Source organism: Cupriavidus sp. CP313, from assembly GCF_054072015.1.
The window spans coordinates 116953-132901 of record NZ_JBSVZB010000007.1; the positions used below are offsets into that span (position 1 = coordinate 116953).

Annotated in this window: 16 protein-coding genes; 8 read left to right on the plus strand and 8 right to left on the minus strand. The window is 67.6% G+C overall.

Annotated elements, in window-relative coordinates:
* Positions 1 to 4 precede the first annotated feature (4 nt).
* Positions 5 to 490, minus strand: a complete 486-nt coding sequence (locus tag ACW4E8_RS12680) for a YajQ family cyclic di-GMP-binding protein (protein ID WP_316151388.1) — start codon at positions 488 to 490, stop codon at positions 5 to 7.
* A 124-nt stretch (positions 491 to 614) separates the two neighbouring features.
* Between ACW4E8_RS12680 and murB the strand changes: the two genes are divergently transcribed.
* A complete protein-coding gene (gene murB, locus ACW4E8_RS12685) occupies positions 615 to 1625 on the plus strand; it encodes a UDP-N-acetylmuramate dehydrogenase (RefSeq protein WP_456804835.1) in 1011 nt (336 codons plus the stop codon).
* Between the two features lie 33 nt (positions 1626 to 1658).
* Here murB and ppnP read toward each other — a convergent pair whose 3' ends face one another.
* The gene (ppnP, locus tag ACW4E8_RS12690; protein WP_456804836.1) at positions 1659 to 1970 is read right to left on the minus strand and encodes a pyrimidine/purine nucleoside phosphorylase; all 312 of its coding nucleotides are present in this window, start codon (positions 1968 to 1970) and stop codon (positions 1659 to 1661) included.
* 79 nt (positions 1971 to 2049) lie between these two features.
* Positions 2050 to 2973 carry an ornithine carbamoyltransferase gene (gene argF, locus ACW4E8_RS12695; protein WP_035821233.1) on the minus strand — a complete coding sequence of 308 codons (924 nt, stop codon included), beginning with the start codon at positions 2971 to 2973 and terminating at the stop codon, positions 2050 to 2052.
* Between the two features lie 438 nt (positions 2974 to 3411).
* Between argF and ACW4E8_RS12700 the strand changes: the two genes are divergently transcribed.
* Entirely contained in the window at positions 3412 to 3711 is a 300-nt protein-coding gene (locus ACW4E8_RS12700; RefSeq protein WP_012353767.1) for a DUF3579 domain-containing protein, read from the plus strand.
* 113 nt (positions 3712 to 3824) lie between these two features.
* Here the strand turns inward: ACW4E8_RS12700 and rpsT are convergent, their stop codons facing one another.
* Entirely contained in the window at positions 3825 to 4091 is a 267-nt protein-coding gene (rpsT, locus tag ACW4E8_RS12705) for a 30S ribosomal protein S20 (RefSeq protein ID WP_456804837.1), read from the minus strand.
* Positions 4092 to 4418: 327 nt separating this feature from the next.
* On the opposite strand from rpsT, the gene murJ reads away from it, so the two are divergent.
* A complete protein-coding gene (murJ, locus tag ACW4E8_RS12710) occupies positions 4419 to 5969 on the plus strand; it encodes a murein biosynthesis integral membrane protein MurJ (protein WP_456804838.1) in 1551 nt (516 codons plus the stop codon).
* Between the two features lie 96 nt (positions 5970 to 6065).
* Positions 6066 to 6914 carry a SirB1 family protein gene (locus ACW4E8_RS12715; protein WP_456804839.1) on the plus strand — a complete coding sequence of 283 codons (849 nt, stop codon included), beginning with the start codon at positions 6066 to 6068 and terminating at the stop codon, positions 6912 to 6914.
* Between the two features lie 27 nt (positions 6915 to 6941).
* On the opposite strand, the gene ACW4E8_RS12720 is transcribed toward ACW4E8_RS12715, so the two are convergent.
* Complete coding sequence (locus ACW4E8_RS12720) at positions 6942 to 7595, minus strand: VTT domain-containing protein (protein WP_018311548.1); 654 nt, start codon at positions 7593 to 7595, stop codon at positions 6942 to 6944.
* A 165-nt stretch (positions 7596 to 7760) separates the two neighbouring features.
* Between ACW4E8_RS12720 and mutL the strand changes: the two genes are divergently transcribed.
* From mutL to ACW4E8_RS12740, 4 genes are all read left to right on the plus strand, one after another.
* Positions 7761 to 9746 (plus strand): DNA mismatch repair endonuclease MutL, encoded by a 1986-nt coding sequence (gene mutL / locus ACW4E8_RS12725; protein WP_456804840.1) that lies wholly within the window; start codon positions 7761 to 7763, stop codon positions 9744 to 9746.
* A 149-nt stretch (positions 9747 to 9895) separates the two neighbouring features.
* A complete protein-coding gene (gene miaA, locus ACW4E8_RS12730) occupies positions 9896 to 10864 on the plus strand; it encodes a tRNA (adenosine(37)-N6)-dimethylallyltransferase MiaA (protein ID WP_456804841.1) in 969 nt (322 codons plus the stop codon).
* Positions 10865 to 10945: 81 nt separating this feature from the next.
* A complete protein-coding gene (locus tag ACW4E8_RS12735) occupies positions 10946 to 11446 on the plus strand; it encodes an N-acetyltransferase family protein (RefSeq protein ID WP_456804842.1) in 501 nt (166 codons plus the stop codon).
* A gap of 101 nt (positions 11447 to 11547) precedes the next feature.
* Positions 11548 to 12285, plus strand: coding sequence for a GntR family transcriptional regulator (locus ACW4E8_RS12740; protein ID WP_456804843.1), 738 nt, complete (start codon positions 11548 to 11550; stop codon positions 12283 to 12285).
* A gap of 28 nt (positions 12286 to 12313) precedes the next feature.
* On the opposite strand, the gene ACW4E8_RS12745 is transcribed toward ACW4E8_RS12740, so the two are convergent.
* From ACW4E8_RS12745 to hydA, 3 genes are read right to left on the minus strand one after another with little or no spacing between them, the layout of a single operon-like run.
* Positions 12314 to 13057, minus strand: coding sequence for an aspartate/glutamate racemase family protein (locus ACW4E8_RS12745; RefSeq protein ID WP_456804844.1), 744 nt, complete (start codon positions 13055 to 13057; stop codon positions 12314 to 12316).
* A 5-nt stretch (positions 13058 to 13062) separates the two neighbouring features.
* A complete protein-coding gene (locus tag ACW4E8_RS12750; protein WP_456804845.1) occupies positions 13063 to 14466 on the minus strand; it encodes an amidase in 1404 nt (467 codons plus the stop codon).
* A gap of 28 nt (positions 14467 to 14494) precedes the next feature.
* Positions 14495 to 15931 (minus strand): dihydropyrimidinase, encoded by a 1437-nt coding sequence (hydA, locus tag ACW4E8_RS12755; RefSeq protein ID WP_456804846.1) that lies wholly within the window; start codon positions 15929 to 15931, stop codon positions 14495 to 14497.
* Positions 15932 to 15949 lie beyond the last annotated feature (18 nt).

Genomic DNA, 15949 nt, shown 5'->3' on the forward strand with positions numbered 1-15949 from the left:
AGACTCAGTCGCGGAAGTTGTTGAAGTCCAGCGGCGCCTCGGACACGTCCTTGCGCAGCATCGCCATCACGCTCTGCAGGTCGTCGCGCTTGGCGCCCGACACGCGCACCGCATCGCCCTGGATGCTGGCCTGCACCTTGATCTTGCTGTCCTTGATCATGCGCACGATCTTCTTGGACAGGTCGCCGGTCACGCCCTTCTTGATCGTGATCACCTGCTTGACCTTGTCGCCGCTGATCTTGTCGATCTTGCCGTAGTCCAGGAAGCGCACGTCCACGTTGCGCTTGGCCATCTTGTTGATCAGCACATCCTTGACCTGGCTCAGCTTGAAATCATCGTCGGCAAAGGCAGTCAGTTCATTTTCCTTCTGCTCGACCCGGGCGTCCGAGCCCTTGAAATCGAAGCGCGTCGAGATTTCCTTGTTGGCCTGCTCGACGGCATTCTTCACCTCGACCATGTTCGCTTCGCACACTACATCAAACGACGGCATTGCATTCTCCTTGTGATCCGTATGCCCGGAAGCCGGCCGCGCACGGCGCCTTCCGTATAATCCAGCCTACCTCGCAGTTCCGGTCGCTTGCCCTCCAGCGGCGGCCGCGTCACCTTTCCCTTGCATGGCAGATTTCCACGAATTCTATCCCCTGCGTCGCCACAATACATTCGGATTCGACGCGCGCGCGCGCTTTGCGGTGCATGTGCGCAGCGAAGCCGACCTGACCGCGGCACTGGCCGACCCGCGTGCCGACGGCCTGCCACTGGTGGTCCTGGGCGGCGGCAGCAATGTGGTGCTGACCGGCGACCTGGACGCGCTGGTGCTGCTGATGGAAATCCCCGGCTACCAGCCGGAGGAGACTGGCGATGCCTGGCTGGTCACCGCCGGCGCCGGCGAAAACTGGAACGCGCTGGTCAACCGCACCATCGCCGACGGCATGCCCGGGCTGGAAAACCTGGCGCTGATCCCCGGCACCGCGGGCGCGGCGCCAATCCAGAACATCGGCGCCTACGGGGTGGAGCTGCGCGAGCGCTTCGAAGGCGTGCGCGCCTATGACCGCCACACCGGCGCATTCGTCTGGCTGGACCTGCGGGCGTGCGGCTTCGGCTACCGCGACAGCCTGTTCAAGCGCGCCGGCGCCGGCCGCTACATCATCACGGCGGTGACGTTGTGCCTGCCCAAGGCGTGGCAGCCGGTGCTGTCGTATGGGGAACTGGCGCGCGAACTCGACGGACAGGCCGCGCCCGATGCGGCCATGGTGCGCGACGCCGTGGTCGCGATCCGTTCGCGCAAGCTGCCCGACCCGGCACAGCTGGGCAATGCGGGCAGCTTCTTCAAGAATCCGCTCGTCAGCGCCGCGCAGCGCGACGCGCTGCTGCAGGCCAACCCGGACCTGGTCAGCTATGCGCAGCCGGACGGCTCGTACAAGCTGGCCGCCGGCTGGCTGATCGACCGCTGCGGCTTCAAGGGCGTGACCGATGGCCCGGTGGGGGTCTACGGCAAGCAGGCGCTGGTGCTGGTGCACCACGGCGGCGGCACCGGCGCGATGCTGCTGGCACTGGCCAACCGCATCGCCGATGCGGTGCAGGCACGCTTTGGCGTGCGCATCGAACCGGAACCGGTGGTGCTGTAAAGCAGGCGGGTCAGGACTGACCCGCCGCGCCTGTCACGCGAAGTGGCAGACGTAGTCCAGCGTTTCCTGCACCTCGATATCGAAGCTGCTGTTGCCCGGCACGCTGAACTGCTGGCCCGCGCCGTAGGTCTGCCAGTCTTCCGAACCGGCCAGGCGCACGCGGCAGCTGCCGGCGTTGATTTCCATGATCTCGGGCGCGCCGGTGTTGAAGGTCAGCGCGGCCGGGAAGATCACGCCCAGCGTCTTGCGGGTGCCGTCCGCGAACAGCACGGTGTGGCTGACGCACTTGCCGTCAAAGTACAGGTTGGCTTTCTTGACGACCGACACGTTGTCGAACTGGCTCACTTCCATCTCCTTGGGTGTCTTGCGAAAGACGTAAAAAGAGGGGCCATCGCGGCCCCTCCCCTGTTCACCCCGGGCGCGCTCAGTAGCGGCCGCAGAGCAGGTATTCCATCAGCGCCTTCTGCACGTGCAGGCGGTTCTCGGCCTCTTCCCAGACCACGCTCTTGGGACCGTCGATCACGGCGGCCTCGACTTCCTCGCCGCGGTGCGCCGGCAGGCAGTGCATGAAGAGCGCGTCGGGCTCGGCGCGGTCCATCATCGGGGTGGTGACCATCCAGTCCTTGAAGGCGCGCTTGCGGGCGTCATTCTCGGCCTCGAAGCCCATGCTGGTCCAGACATCGGTGGTGACCAGGCTGGCGCCCTGGCAGGCCGTGAGCGGATCGTCGAAGACCTTGACCAGGCCGGCGGCGGACGCCGGCACCATGGCCGGATCGAGCTGGTAGCCCGGCGGCGCCGAGAAATGGAAGGTGAAGCCCAGACGCTCGGCGGCCTGGATCCAGGTATAGGCCATGTTGTTGGCATCGCCAATCCACGCCACCGTCTTGCCGCGGATGCTGCCGCGCTGCTCGATGTAGGTGAAGACGTCGGCCAGCACCTGGCACGGGTGGTATTCGTTGGTCAGGCCGTTGATCACCGGCACGCGCGAATGCGCGGCAAAGCGCTCGATGATGTCCTGGCCGAAGGTGCGGATCATGATGATGTCGACCATGCGCGAGATCACCTGCGCCGCATCCTCGATCGGCTCGCCGCGGCCCAACTGCGAGTCGCGCGTGTTCAGGAACACCGCGTGGCCGCCCAGCTGGTGGATGCCGGCTTCGAACGACAGGCGCGTACGCGTGGAATTCTTCTCGAAGATCATGGCCAGCGTGCGGTCGTGCAGCGGGTGCCAGGTCTCGTAGTTCTTGAACTTGGCCTTCAGGATCCGCGCGCGATCCAGCAGATACTCATACTCGTCGGGAGTGAAGTCGCTGAACTGGAGGTAATGCTTGATCGGGGTTGAGCTCATAAAACAAAGAAGGCGGCTCGGTGGGGACGCGCCGTCACGAAGTGTTCATGACTCAAGCGCGCCGCGGAGCCGCCTTTCGCGTCGCATACGCAATTTAACTGCAAGAATCATAAGGGATTATTTCTGCTTTGGCGAGTCCGGGACAACCCGGCACGGACTTGCGTCCTACCCCGGCCCGGTGCCGCTGACAGGTTCCCGACAGGATTTCGCCCTTATGCGCAACTCTTATATAAGATATAATACCCGCTGATTCACGCGGGGCCCGGCATACCCATGCCGCTGCCCGCCGCCGGCATCAAAAGTGCCCCCGCAAGACACCGACGCCCCGCCTTCCGGCTGGAACCAGCGCGAACCAAACGCGCCCCGGCCGCGTCAAACGGGCGCCCGTCCAGCGGGTTTACCGTCGAGTCATCCGCCTCACCCGCAGTGTCCAGCCTCATGAACCCCAACGTTCGCGAATACTTTATCCAAGGCATTACCAAGGAAGGCAAGACCTTCCGCCCGAGCGACTGGGCCGAGCGGCTGTGCGGCGTGATGGCGCAGTTCCGCCCCGAGGGCGACAGCGGCGACCCGCGCCTGACCTACTCCCCTTACGTGCGGCCGATCTTCGCCGGCAACGTCAAATGCGTGGTGGTGGACGTGCGGCTGCGCGACATTGAACCCAAGGCGCTGGATTTCGTGCTGAATTTCGCGCGCGACAACAACCTGCAGCTGGTGGAAGCCTGTTCGCTGGAATAAGCCTGCCGGCCTGGCGCCGGAAAGCAAAAAAGCTCGTCGGATGACGAGCTTTTTTGTTGGCGGATGCCTGGGCACCCGCCTCTGCTGGACCGCCGGGGCGGCCCTGGCAGCGATCAGGCAGCCATCGACTTGATGGCAGCCGACAGGCGCGACTTGTGACGGGCGGCCTTGTTCTTGTGCACGATCTTCTTGTCGGCAATGCTGTCGATCACGGCTTGCGAGTTCTTGAAGATCTCGGCGGCAGCGGCCTTGTCGCCAGCGCCAATGGCCTTGCGGACGGCCTTGACGGCGGTGCGCAGACGCGAACGCAGGCTGGAGTTGTGAGCGTTCTGGACAACGGCCTGACGGGCGCGCTTGCGAGCTTGTGCGGAATTTGCCATGTAAAAATATCCTGAATTCAGATGCGTGCCGCGGGGGACACAACAATTAAGTCATATCGAGCGACCCGGGATGCACTGACACACGAATCCGGAACGCAACTGTCCTTGTGAATCCGCAATTATACACAGATGCCGGCCCACAAAGCAACACGGCGGACACTTTGCCAGCTCAGGCCGGGCGGGCACCGGGCCGGTCCGTATAATAAGCGCCACATTGTGCCGGGGCACGTGGCGCGCCGGCAACTTTATCGCCCGGACCGCGTCTCAGAGGCGTCCCAGGCATGCGGTGCGCCCGCACCGATCCACCGTCCCGCACCGACCCGCACCTTGAACCTGCTCAAAGCGCTCGCCACCATCAGCAGCCTGACGATGCTCTCGCGCATCACCGGCCTCGTGCGCGAGATCCTGATCGCCCGCGCCTTTGGCGCGTCGGAGATGACCGACGCGTTCAACGTGGCCTTCCGCATTCCCAACCTGCTGCGCCGCATTTTCGGCGAAGGCGCGTTCTCGCAGGCCTTCGTGCCGATCCTGGGCGAATACCACGCCAAGCGCGGCGACGAGCCGACCAAGGCACTGATCGACGCCGTCGCCACGGTCATGACCTGGGTGCTGATGGGCGTGTCGCTGCTTGGCGTGATCGGGGCGCCGCTCGTGATGACTGCGGTCGCCACCGGCTTCCGCGGGCAAAGCGAGACCTATACCGCAGCCGTGTTCATGACGCGGGTGATGTTCCCGTATATCGGCCTGATCTCGCTGGTGGCGCTGGCGTCCGGCATCCTTAATACCTGGCGCAAGTTCGCGGTGCCGGCCTTCACGCCGGTGCTGCTGAACCTGTGCCTGATCATCGCGGCCCTGTTCGTCGGCCCGCACATGGACCAGCCCATCTACGCGCAGGCGTGGGGCGTGCTGGTTGGCGGCGTGCTGCAGCTGGCGATCCAGGTGCCGGCGCTGCGGCGCCTGGGCATGATGCCGCGGCTGGGCTTCAACCTGCGCGCGGCGTGGTCCGATCCCGGCGTGCGCCGCATCCTGCGGCAGATGGGGCCGGCGCTGCTGGCCGTGTCGGTGGCGCAGATCAGCCAGATCATCAATACCAATATCGCCTCGCGGCTGGCCGCGGGCAGCGTCTCTTACCTGACCTATGCCGACCGGCTGATGGAATTCCCGACCGCGCTGCTGGGCGTGGCGTTGGGCACGATCCTGCTGCCGAGCCTGTCCAAGGCCAACGCCTCGGGCGACCATGCCGAATACTCCAGCCTGCTCGACTGGGGCCTGCGCCTGACCTTCCTGCTGGCGGTGCCCTGCGCGGTAGGGCTGTTCGTGTTCGGCGCGCCGCTGACCGCCGTGCTGTTCAACTACGGCAAGTTCGACGCCCACGCGGTCGAGATGACGCGCCAGGCGCTGGTTTCATACGGCGTCGGCCTGATGGGGCTGATTTCGATCAAGATCCTGGCGCCTGGCTTCTATGCGCGCCAGGATATCCGCACGCCGGTGAAGATCGCGCTGCTGGTGCTGGTGATCACGCAGGCCTGCAACTATGCGTTCGTGCCGTGGATCGGCCATGCCGGGCTGGCGCTGTCGATCAGTGCCGGCGCCACCATCAACGCGCTGCTGCTGTTCTTCGGCCTGCGCCGACGCGGCCTGTACCGGCCGGCGCCGGGCTGGTGGCTGTTCCTGGCGCAGCTGTGCGCCTCGGTGCTGCTGCTGTCCGGCATGCTGCTCTGGTTCGCGCGCAACTTCGACTGGATCGGGCTGGGCGCGACGCCGCTCCTGCGCATTGCGCTGCTGGCTTCGTGCCTGGTACTTGCAGCGGTGGTCTACTTCGGTACACTGTGGCTCATGGGACTGCGCTACTCTGCCTTCAGGCGCCGCGCCGGCTGATGGGCCAGCGAATCTGCCAACGCATGGGCCACCTAATGCGCCAGCAATGGTGACCCACGCTGCGCGCGGTGCCGGCGGCTGCACCGGGAAACCGACATGACATCCACCAAAGTCCTGGATTATTTCGCCAGCCTCGTGGCTGACGAAAACGGCATCCCGCTGACCGAAACCGCGCTGTCCATCGCGCAGGACGCCTACCCCGACCTGGACCTGCAGGCCGAGCTTGCGGCGCTGGACGTGCTGGCGCTGCGCCTGAAGCGCCGGATCGCCGAAGGCACCCCCGCGATCCAGCGGCTGCGCCTGCTGAACCATTTCTTCTATCGCGACCTGGGTTTCGGCCCGAACGCGAACGACTACTACGACCCCGACAACTCCTACCTGAACGTGGTGCTGCGCCAGCGCCGCGGCATCCCGATCTCGCTTGCGGTGCTGTTCATGGAGCTGGGCCAGCAGATCGGCCTGCCGCTCAAGGGCGTGTCGTTCCCCAACCATTTCCTGCTGCGCATGACGATCCCGGCCGGCGAGGTGATACTGGACCCGCTCACCGGCGAGACCCTGTCGAAGGGACAGCTGCAGGAAATGCTGGATCCGTACCTGGAGCGTGAAGGCATCAGCGATGCCAGCCAGGTGCCGCTGGGCTTGTTCCTGCGCGCGGCCAGCCACCGCGAGATCGTCGCGCGCATACTGCGCAACCTGAAGGCAATCTACCTGCAGGAGTCGCGCTGGCAGCGGCTGCTGGCGGTGCAGAACCGCCTGGTGATCCTGCTGCCGGGTTCGATCGAGGAAGTGCGCGACCGGGGGCTGGCGTACGCCAACCTGGAGTGCTTCCGCCCGGCGCTGGCCGACCTGGAAGCCTATGTCCAGGCCCGACCCGATGCCGCCGATATCGGCCAGATCCGCGAGCGCATGCCCGCGCTGCGGATGATGAGCCGCAGCCTCAACTGACGAGTCCGCGGGCAAGCCGCCAGCGGCTCAGCGCTCCACGCGCGTGGGCCGGCGGCGGTTGCCGCGCACCAGCTTCCACAGCCCGCCCAGCACCAGCGGCACCACGGCCGCGCCGATGCCGGCCAGCACGATCAGGTTCAGGTACTGGCGGATGAACGGCAGGTTGCCGAAGAAGTAGCCGGCAAAGACCAGGCCGACCACCCAGGCCACGGCGCCGACCACGTTGAACATCTGGAAGCGCGCAAAGGTCATCTGCGACACGCCCGCCACGAACGGGGCGAAGGTGCGCACGATCGGCACGAAGCGCGCCATCACCAGCGTCTTGCCGCCGTGCCGCTCATAGAAGTCATGGGTGCGGCGCAGCGCATCCTGGTCCAGGAAGCGCCACTGGTGGTCGAACACCTTGGGCCCGATCCAGCTGCCCACCAGGTAGTTGACGGTATTGCCGGAGATCGCCGCCACCAGCAGCAGGCCGATCAGCGCCCACTCGTTCATGGCGCCGGTTGCGCAGAAGGCGCCCGCGATAAACAGCAGCGAGTCGCCCGGCAGGAACGGCAGGACCACCAGACCGGTTTCGGCAAAGACGATCAGGAACAGGATGGCATAGACCCAGTGGCCATACTGCTCGATGACCGTGCCGAGATATTTGTCGACATGCACCAGCATGTCGATAAGCTGCAAAGCGAGATCCAAGTCGTTCCCCGTTGATGGTTTGGTTGACTGCGTTCTGTCCGATGCGGCCTGGGCCGCCCTGGCCTGAATCATACAAGAGCCGCCGCGCCAATCCGTCACCTGCGGCGCCTTTGCGCGTCCGAATCCGTGCGGGCGTCCACGTATAATCGCCGGATGCCTGCCTCCGCCTCCAGCACCGCCCTGCGCACCACCCAGCAGCCGCGCCCGATCCGGCCGCTGCCGGACCAGCTCATCAGCCAGATCGCCGCCGGCGAAGTGGTGGAACGACCAGCCTCGGTGGTCAAGGAGTTGCTGGAAAACGCGCTCGACGCCGGCGCCACGCAGCTCGGCATCCGGCTGGAAGAAGGCGGCGTGCGGCGCATCGTCATCACGGACAACGGCTGCGGCATCCCTGCGGCCGAGTTGCCGGTCGCGCTGATGCGCCACGCCACCAGCAAGATTGCGTCGCTCGACGAACTGGAATCGGTGCTGACGCTGGGCTTCCGCGGCGAGGCCCTGGCCTCGATCGCCTCGGTGTCCCAGCTGGCCCTGACCAGCCGCACCGCGGCCGATGCCCATGCCACCCAGGTCAGCGCCGATACCGGCACGGTGCAGCCTGCCTCGGGCGGGGTCGGCACCACCGTCGACGTGCAGCATCTCTACTTCAACACGCCAGCGCGCCGAAAGTTCCTCAAATCGGAGCAAACCGAGCTGGGGCACTGCCTGGAGATGGTGCGGCGCGTGGCGCTGGCGCGGCCCGACGTGACCATCTCGGTCCACCACAACGGCAAGCCGCTGGAGCACTGGAATGCCGGCGACGTCGCCACCCGTACCGCGCAGGTGCTGGGCAATGAGTTTGCCCGTGCCCGCCTGCCACTGGACGAAGAGGCCGATACGCTGCACCTGTATGGCTTTGCCGGGCTGCCCACGGCCTCGCGCGGGCGGCCGGACCAGCAGTACTTTTTTGTCAACGGCCGCTTCGTGCGCGACAAGCTGCTCAACCACGCGGTGCGCAGCGCCTACCAGGACGTGCTGCACGGCGACCGCTTCCCGTCCTATGTGGTGTGCCTGGACCTGCCGCCGGAGATGGTCGACGTCAACGTGCACCCGTCGAAGATCGAAGTGCGCTTCCGTGAATCGCGCGCCGTGCACCAGTTCGTCTACCACGCGGTGCAGCGCTGCCTGGCGCGGCAGGCCGGCGAGAACGGCGACAGCCTGCATACCGACGCCGACGGCGAGATCGCCTTGCCGCCTGGCGGCGCGACACCGGCGGGCGGCGCACGGCCGGGCTATGGTGGCGGCAGTGGTGGCGGCGGCGGCCAGTGGATCAACTATTCTGCGGCACGCCAGACCGAACTCGGCATCGCCCAGCCACGCCAGGCCTACCTGGGCATGGTGCGTGATGCCGCCGCACCGGCAGCGCGGCCCTATGGCGCCATGCCCGGCACCCCGGCGCAAGCGCCAGCCTGGCTGGCCGACGCCCAGGCGGCACGCGCCGACGACCCGCCCGGCCTGCTGGACCGGCTGCCGCCGGCCGCGCACGCCGGCTTTGCCGATCCTGCCGACGCCCCCGACGACCACCCGCTCGGCTACGCCATCGCCCAACTGCATGGCATCTATGTGCTGGCGCAGAACGCGCGCGGGCTGGTGCTGGTGGACATGCATGCCGCGCACGAACGCATCCTGTACGAGCAGATCAAGGCCGGCCTGGACGCGCGCGACCTGGCGGTGCAGCCGCTGCTGATCCCGGTCACGCTGCCCGGCAGCCCGGTCGAGATCGGCGTGGCCGAAGAACACCAGGAGACGCTGACGCTGCTGGGCTTCGATATCGCCCCGGTGTCGCCCACAACGCTGGCGGTGCGAGCGGTGCCGGCGCTGCTGCAGCAGGCCGATGCCGAAGCGCTGGCGCGCGACGTGCTGCGCGACCTGCATGCCTATGGCGGCTCGCGCGTGCTGGCCGAGCGCCGCAATGAACTGCTGGCCACCCTCGCCTGCCACAGCGCGGTGCGCGCCAACCGCAAGCTCACGCTCGAGGAAATGAACGCGCTCTTGCGCCAGATGGAGCAGACCGAGCGCGCCGACCAGTGCAACCACGGCCGCCCGACCTGGGTGCAACTGACCGTGACCGAGCTGGACCGGCTGTTCCTGCGCGGGCAATAAGAGACGCTATCAAAATGATTCTGGCGTCGTTGCGCGGCCTTGCCGTACCACTTGTACTGTGTGCGGCCGCGCGCCTAGCCAGAACCGCTTCGCTTCCTTTTGATAGCGTCTCTAAGCCGCCCGCCCCGAACTGTTAGCCCAGACTTTCCATGTCCGCCGTACCCCACGATTCCGCCACGCATCCGCCCGTGGTCTGCCTGCTCGGCCCCACCGCCTCGGGCAAGACCGCCGCCGCGCTGGCGCTGGCGGCCGACGCGCCGGTGGAGATCATCAGCCTGGATTCGGCGCTGGTGTACCGCGAGATGGATATCGGCACCGCCAAGCCCACGCGCGAAGAACTGGCCGCCGCGCCGCACCACCTGATCGACATCATCGACCCGGCCGACAGCTACTCCGCGGCGCAGTTCGTCACCGATGCCGAACGGCTGATCGCACAGATCCGCGCACGCGGCCATGTGCCGCTGATCATCGGCGGCACCATGCTGTACTACAAGGCGCTGACGCAGGGGCTCAATGACTTGCCCCAGGCCGATGCCGCGCTGCGCGCGGAGCTGGACCAGCTTGCCGCAGAGCGCGGCTGGCCGGCGCTGCATGCGATGCTGGCCGAGGTCGACCCGGTCACCGCGGCGCGGCTTGCGCCCAATGACGCGCAGCGCATCCAGCGCGCGCTGGAAATCCATCGCCTGTCCGGCCAGCCGATGTCGGCGCTGCTGGCGCGCCAGGCCGAGGGGCGCACCTTTGCCGGCGCGGCGGACCAGCGCTTCCGCGTGATTGCGCTGGAGCCATCGGACCGCCTGGCGCTGCACGCGCGCATCGCGCAGCGTTATGACGCGATGCTGGCCAACGGCTTTATCGAGGAAGTCGAGCGGCTACGCAGGCGCGGCGACCTGCATCCGGGCTTGCCGTCGATCCGCTGCGTCGGCTACCGGCAGGTATGGGAGTACCTGGACGGCGACGCCGATTTCGCCACCATGCGCGAGCGCGGCATCGCCGCCACGCGCCAGCTATGCAAGCGCCAGCTGACCTGGCTGCGCAGCACGCCGGAGCGGCTGGTGGTGGATTGCCTGGCGCCCGGGTATGTCGACCAGGTGCGCAAGCTGGCGGACTTCGGGCACTGACCCGATTGCATGCAAACTGGCGCGGCAAGTGACGCACAGGCGATAATTCCGAATCCCTGTTTTCCGGAAAGCCGACCCAGCATGTCCAAGCCCGCCTTCACGCTCCGCCCCGCCACCGCCGCCGACAGCGAGACGCTGTTCAACCTGATCCTGGCGCTGGCCGAATACGAAAAGCTGACGCATATCGTCGAAGTCACGCCGCAGAAGATCCAGGATGCACTGTTCGGCGCCACGCCGCATGCCGAGGCGGTGCTGGTCGAAGCCGACACCGATGGCGGCCGGCAAGCCGTCGGCTTTGCCCTCTTCTTCCACAATTTCTCGACCTTCCTGGCCAAGCCCGGCCTGTACCTGGAAGACCTGTACGTCGACCCGGCCTGGCGCGGCCACGGCCTGGGCAAGGCGCTGCTCAAGCACCTGGCGGCGCTGGCGGTGGCGCGCGGCTGTGGCCGCTTCGAATGGTCGGTGCTGGACTGGAACCAGCCGTCGATCGATTTCTACCAGGCCATGGGCGCCGACGTGCTGCCCGACTGGCGCATCTGCCGCGTGACCGGCGAGGCGCTGGACAAGCTCGGCGCGCAGTAAGACGGCAACCGGTCCAACGCCGGTGTTATACACTTGATGGCGAGCCGCCATACAATAACGACACCGACTGTCTTTTTTCCGGACCGCCAAGGCCAACCGCCATGCCACGAACCAAAGCCGACCTGCCCGCCACCGACGGTATCAATGAGACCGACGCGGACAGCGCGCGCGGCGCGTCGGTCGAGGCAATCGCGGACCGCATCCTGACCGCGGTCTGGGAGCACCGGCTGCCGCCGGGCACCAAGCTGGTCGAGGAAAAGCTGGGCGGCGTGTTCGGCGTGAGCCGCACCAAGGTGCGGCTGGCCTTCGCCAAGCTGGCGCATGAAGGCGTGCTGACGGTGCATCCCAACCGCGGCACCTTCGTCTCCAGCCCGAGCGTGGCCGAAGCGCGCCAGGTGCTGCATTCACGCCACCTGCTGGAACCCGCGCTGGTGCGCGACCTGGCCGGCGCCATCGGCGCGCCGGGCGTGCGCGCGCTGCGCGAGACCACGCGCCAGGAAGCACAGGCGCGCGACAGCAACGACCGCCGCGCCATCATCCGGCTGTCGGGCGAGTTCCACTGCAAGCTGGCCGAAATGACCGGCAACCAGTACCTGGGCAAGTACATGCGCGAGCTGTGCTCGCTGACCTGCCTGATCATCGCGCTCTATGACGCGCCGGGCGTGCCGTCCTGCCCGCACCATGAACACGACGACATCGTCGATGCACTGGAAGCCGGCGACGGCGAGCGCGCCGCGCGGCTGATGACCGAGCACCTCGGCCATGTCGAGAGCACCCTGCGGCTGCAGGCGCCGGCCGAGGAAAAGGTCGATCTGGAAGCGGTGTTCGCCGCGGTCTGAGTCGCGGCATCATCGGCAGCGAGGCGGCTTAGCGGTGCTCGATGCGCGCCGCCAGCGCCGCGGGCAAACCCAGCGTGGACTTGGCATCCGGGCGGCGGAACGTGCCCGCGGTGGCCTTGCGCGGCTGCAGCGCGACCAGCGCCTCGGCCTGCTTGACGGCGGCGGCCATCTGGTCGACCACCGGCACCGGAATGCGGTCGCGCACGCGCGCGGCCAGGCCGGCCAGCGGCGCGCCGGCGAGGATCACCACGTCGGCTTCATCCTCCGCCACGGCGCGGTTGGCCAGTTCCACCAGCACGGCTTCCTTCTCTTCCTGCACGTCCGACACCGAGGCAAAGCTGCCGTCCAGCATGCGGATGCCGGCCAGCCGGCTGCGCAGGCCATGCATGTCCACGCACTCCTCATACCAGGGCCCCAGCGCCCGCGCAAAGGTCACGATGGCAAAGCGCCGGCCCAGCATGCAGGCCGACAGCATCGCCGCCTCGGCCATGCCCACCACCGGCAGGTCGAACAGTTCGCGCGCGCCCATCAGGCCGGGGTCGCCAAAGGCCGCGATGATGGCCGCGTCGAACTGGCCATGGTGCTCGGCCAGCATCTCCAGCGCGATGGCGCCGCCGATCTGCGCCTCGGCGCGCGTGGCGATATAGGGCACGCCGCGGCTGGCGGTCAGCGGCACCAGCTCGGTGCCGGGGGCCGCGGCCTCGGTGGCCGCCGCCATCAGCCGCGCGGTAATGCCTTCGCTGGTGTTCGGATTCAGGACAAGGATTCGCATGACGGTTATCCGGCAGGGTTGAGCAGCGGCGCCAGCACGCTTTCGGCCAGCCTGGCCGCGGCCAGCACGTTGCGGTCGGCACTGCGCGGGCCGGCAATCTGCAGGCCGGCCGGCAGCCCGTCGCGGCCGTGGCCGCAGGGCACTGAGATTGCCGGTGCCAGCGCATGGTTGAAGAAGGGCGTGAACAGCGCATGGGCGCGCGGCTCCACCGCCACGCCGCCGATCCGCTCCGGCCCCAGCCGGTCGTTGCGCCACGCCACGCACGGGGTGGTCGGGCATAGCAGCAGGTCATAGCGGGTAAAGAACCCGGCCACGGCCAGCGCGATCTGGTGGCTGGCCTCGCGGGCGCGCGCCACATCGGCACCGCTCCAGGCCAGGCCGCGCTCGATCTGGCGCGCGATGTCGGGATCGAACACCTCCGGGTCGCGGCGCCAGGCCTCGCCGTAGAGATTGGCCAGGCCGACATGCTGCAGCGGCATCAGCGCGGCCTCATCGGCGCCCTTCGGCCAGGCCGGGTCGGCACGCTCGATGGTCAGGCCCGCGGCCTGCAGCCGGGCCACGGCCTGCTCAAAGGCCTGCGCGACATCGTCGTCGACCGGCGTGTCCAGGCCCAGGCGCGGGCTGACCGCGATCTTCAGCGTATGCAGCTGGCGCGCGGCGCCAAGCGAGAAGCCCAGCGTATCGGGATCGCGCGGATCGGCGCCGGCCAGCGCCTCGAACATCAGTTCGGCATCGGCCACCGTGCGCGTGATCGGCGCAATCACCTGGATGCCGTTGAAGGCATGGGGAAAGCCGACCGAATCGGGAATCGCGCCGTAGGAAGGCTTGAAACCGACCACGCCGGCATGCGCGGGCGGGCGCCGGCTGGAACCGCCGCCGTCGGTGCCCAGTGCCAGCGGCGCCATGCCGGCCGCCACCGCCACCGCGCAGCCGCCAGACGAGCCGCCCGCGGTCAGCGTGGCATCGAGCGGATGGCGTGTCAGCCCGTAGACCTTGTTGGTGGTCAGTCCCTTGCAGGCGAACTCCGAGGTATTGCCCATGCCGAGCACGATCGCGCCGGCCTGGCGCAGGCGCTCGACCGCAATGGCGTCGGCCGGCGCGATGAAGTCGCGGTACAGCTGCGAGCCCTGCGTGACGCGGCGGCCCTGGCTCCAGATCACGTCCTTGACGATCACCGGCACACCCGCCAGCAGCGGGCGCTCGCCCTGCGCCAGGCGCGCGCGCAGCTGCGCCAGGTCGGCATCGACCAGCTCCTGGCGCTGCTCGAACACGGCGTTGAGTTGGTCATTGCGCGCCGCGATGCGGGCCTGGAAGGCTGCGACCACCTCGGCGGGATCGAGGCGGCCGGCGGCGACGCGGGCCGCGATGGTGGCGGCGTCCAGGCGGTTGGTCAGTTCCATATCAGTCATGTCAGTCAAAGCATCGGCACGGCCGCCGTCACAGGCTGCCGCCCGAGGTGCGATAGCGCGGCCTGGCCATCTCCGGCAGCCCGCACGGCAGGAACTGGCCGTGGCCGGCCTCGGCCAGCACCTCGCCCTCATGCGCCACCACCTTGCCGCGCACCAGCGTGGTCACCGGCCAGCCGGTCACGCGCAGGCCTTCATACGGGGTGTAGTCGACCGCATGGTGCAGGTCGGTGTTCTGGATCGTCACTTCACGCTGCGGATCCCAGATCGCCAGGTCGGCATCGGCGCCGATGGCGATGGTGCCCTTGCGCGGATGCAGGCCGTAGAGCTTGGCGGGGTTGGTCGAGGTCAGCGCGACGAACTGGTTGACCGAGATGCGGCCGCCCACCACGCCAGCCGAGAACAGCAGCGGCAGCCGGGTTTCCAGCCCGGGGATGCCGTTGGGGATGTACTGGAACGGGACTTCCTTGCCGCCAGGCTTCTTGCCCTGCGCGTCTTCGTAGCGGAACGGTGCATGGTCGGACGAGAAAACGGTGAAGAGGCCGTCGGCCAGGCCGTCCCAGATCACTTCCTGGTTGCTGCGGTCGCGCGGCGGCGGGCTGCACACGCACTTGGCGCCGTGGTAGCCGGGCTGGTCGAGGTCTTCGGCAGTCAGGAACAGGTACTGCGGGCAGGTCTCTGCAAAGATCTTCATGCCGCGGTTGCGCGCCCAGCGGATCTGCTCCACCGCTTCCTTGCCCGATACATGGACGATCAGGATCGGCACGTCGACCAGCTCGGAGAACGTGATAGCGCGGTGCGTGGCCTCGCGCTCGATCGCCATCGGCCGGGCCAGCGCGTGGAACTTCGGCGCGGTGTTGCCCGCCGCTCCCAGCTTCTCGGTCAGCCAGGCGATGCAGTCCGAGTTCTCGGCATGCACCATCACCAGCGCGCCCTCCTGGCGCGCCACCGACAGCACCTCAAGGATCTCGCGGTCGTTCAGCTTGAGGTCGTCGTAGGTCATGTAGATCTTGAACGACGAATAGCCCTCACGGATCAGGCCAGGCAGCTCGTCGTTCAACACCGCCTCGGTCGGGTCGGCCACGATCAGGTGGAAGGCGTAGTCGACCACGGCCTGGCCATCGGCGCGGCGGTGGTAGTCACTGACCGCGGCGCGCAGCGAATGGCCCTTCTGCTGCGCGGCAAACGGGATCACCGTGGTGGTGCCGCCGCACGCCGCCGAGACCGAGCCGGTGCGGAAGCCATCGGCCATCTTCAGGCCATCCGGCATGGGCTGGTCCAGGTGGCAGTGCGCATCGACACCGCCCGGCAGCACCAGCTTGCCGCTGGCGTCGATGGTCTGCGCCGCCTCGCCCAGGTCAAGGCCAAGCTGCACGATGCGGCCGCCGGCGATGCCGATATCGCACTGCATGGTGTCGCTGGCGGTCACCACGGTGCCGTTGCGGATGATCAGGTCGAACTGTTTCACGATACTGCTCACGAAAAG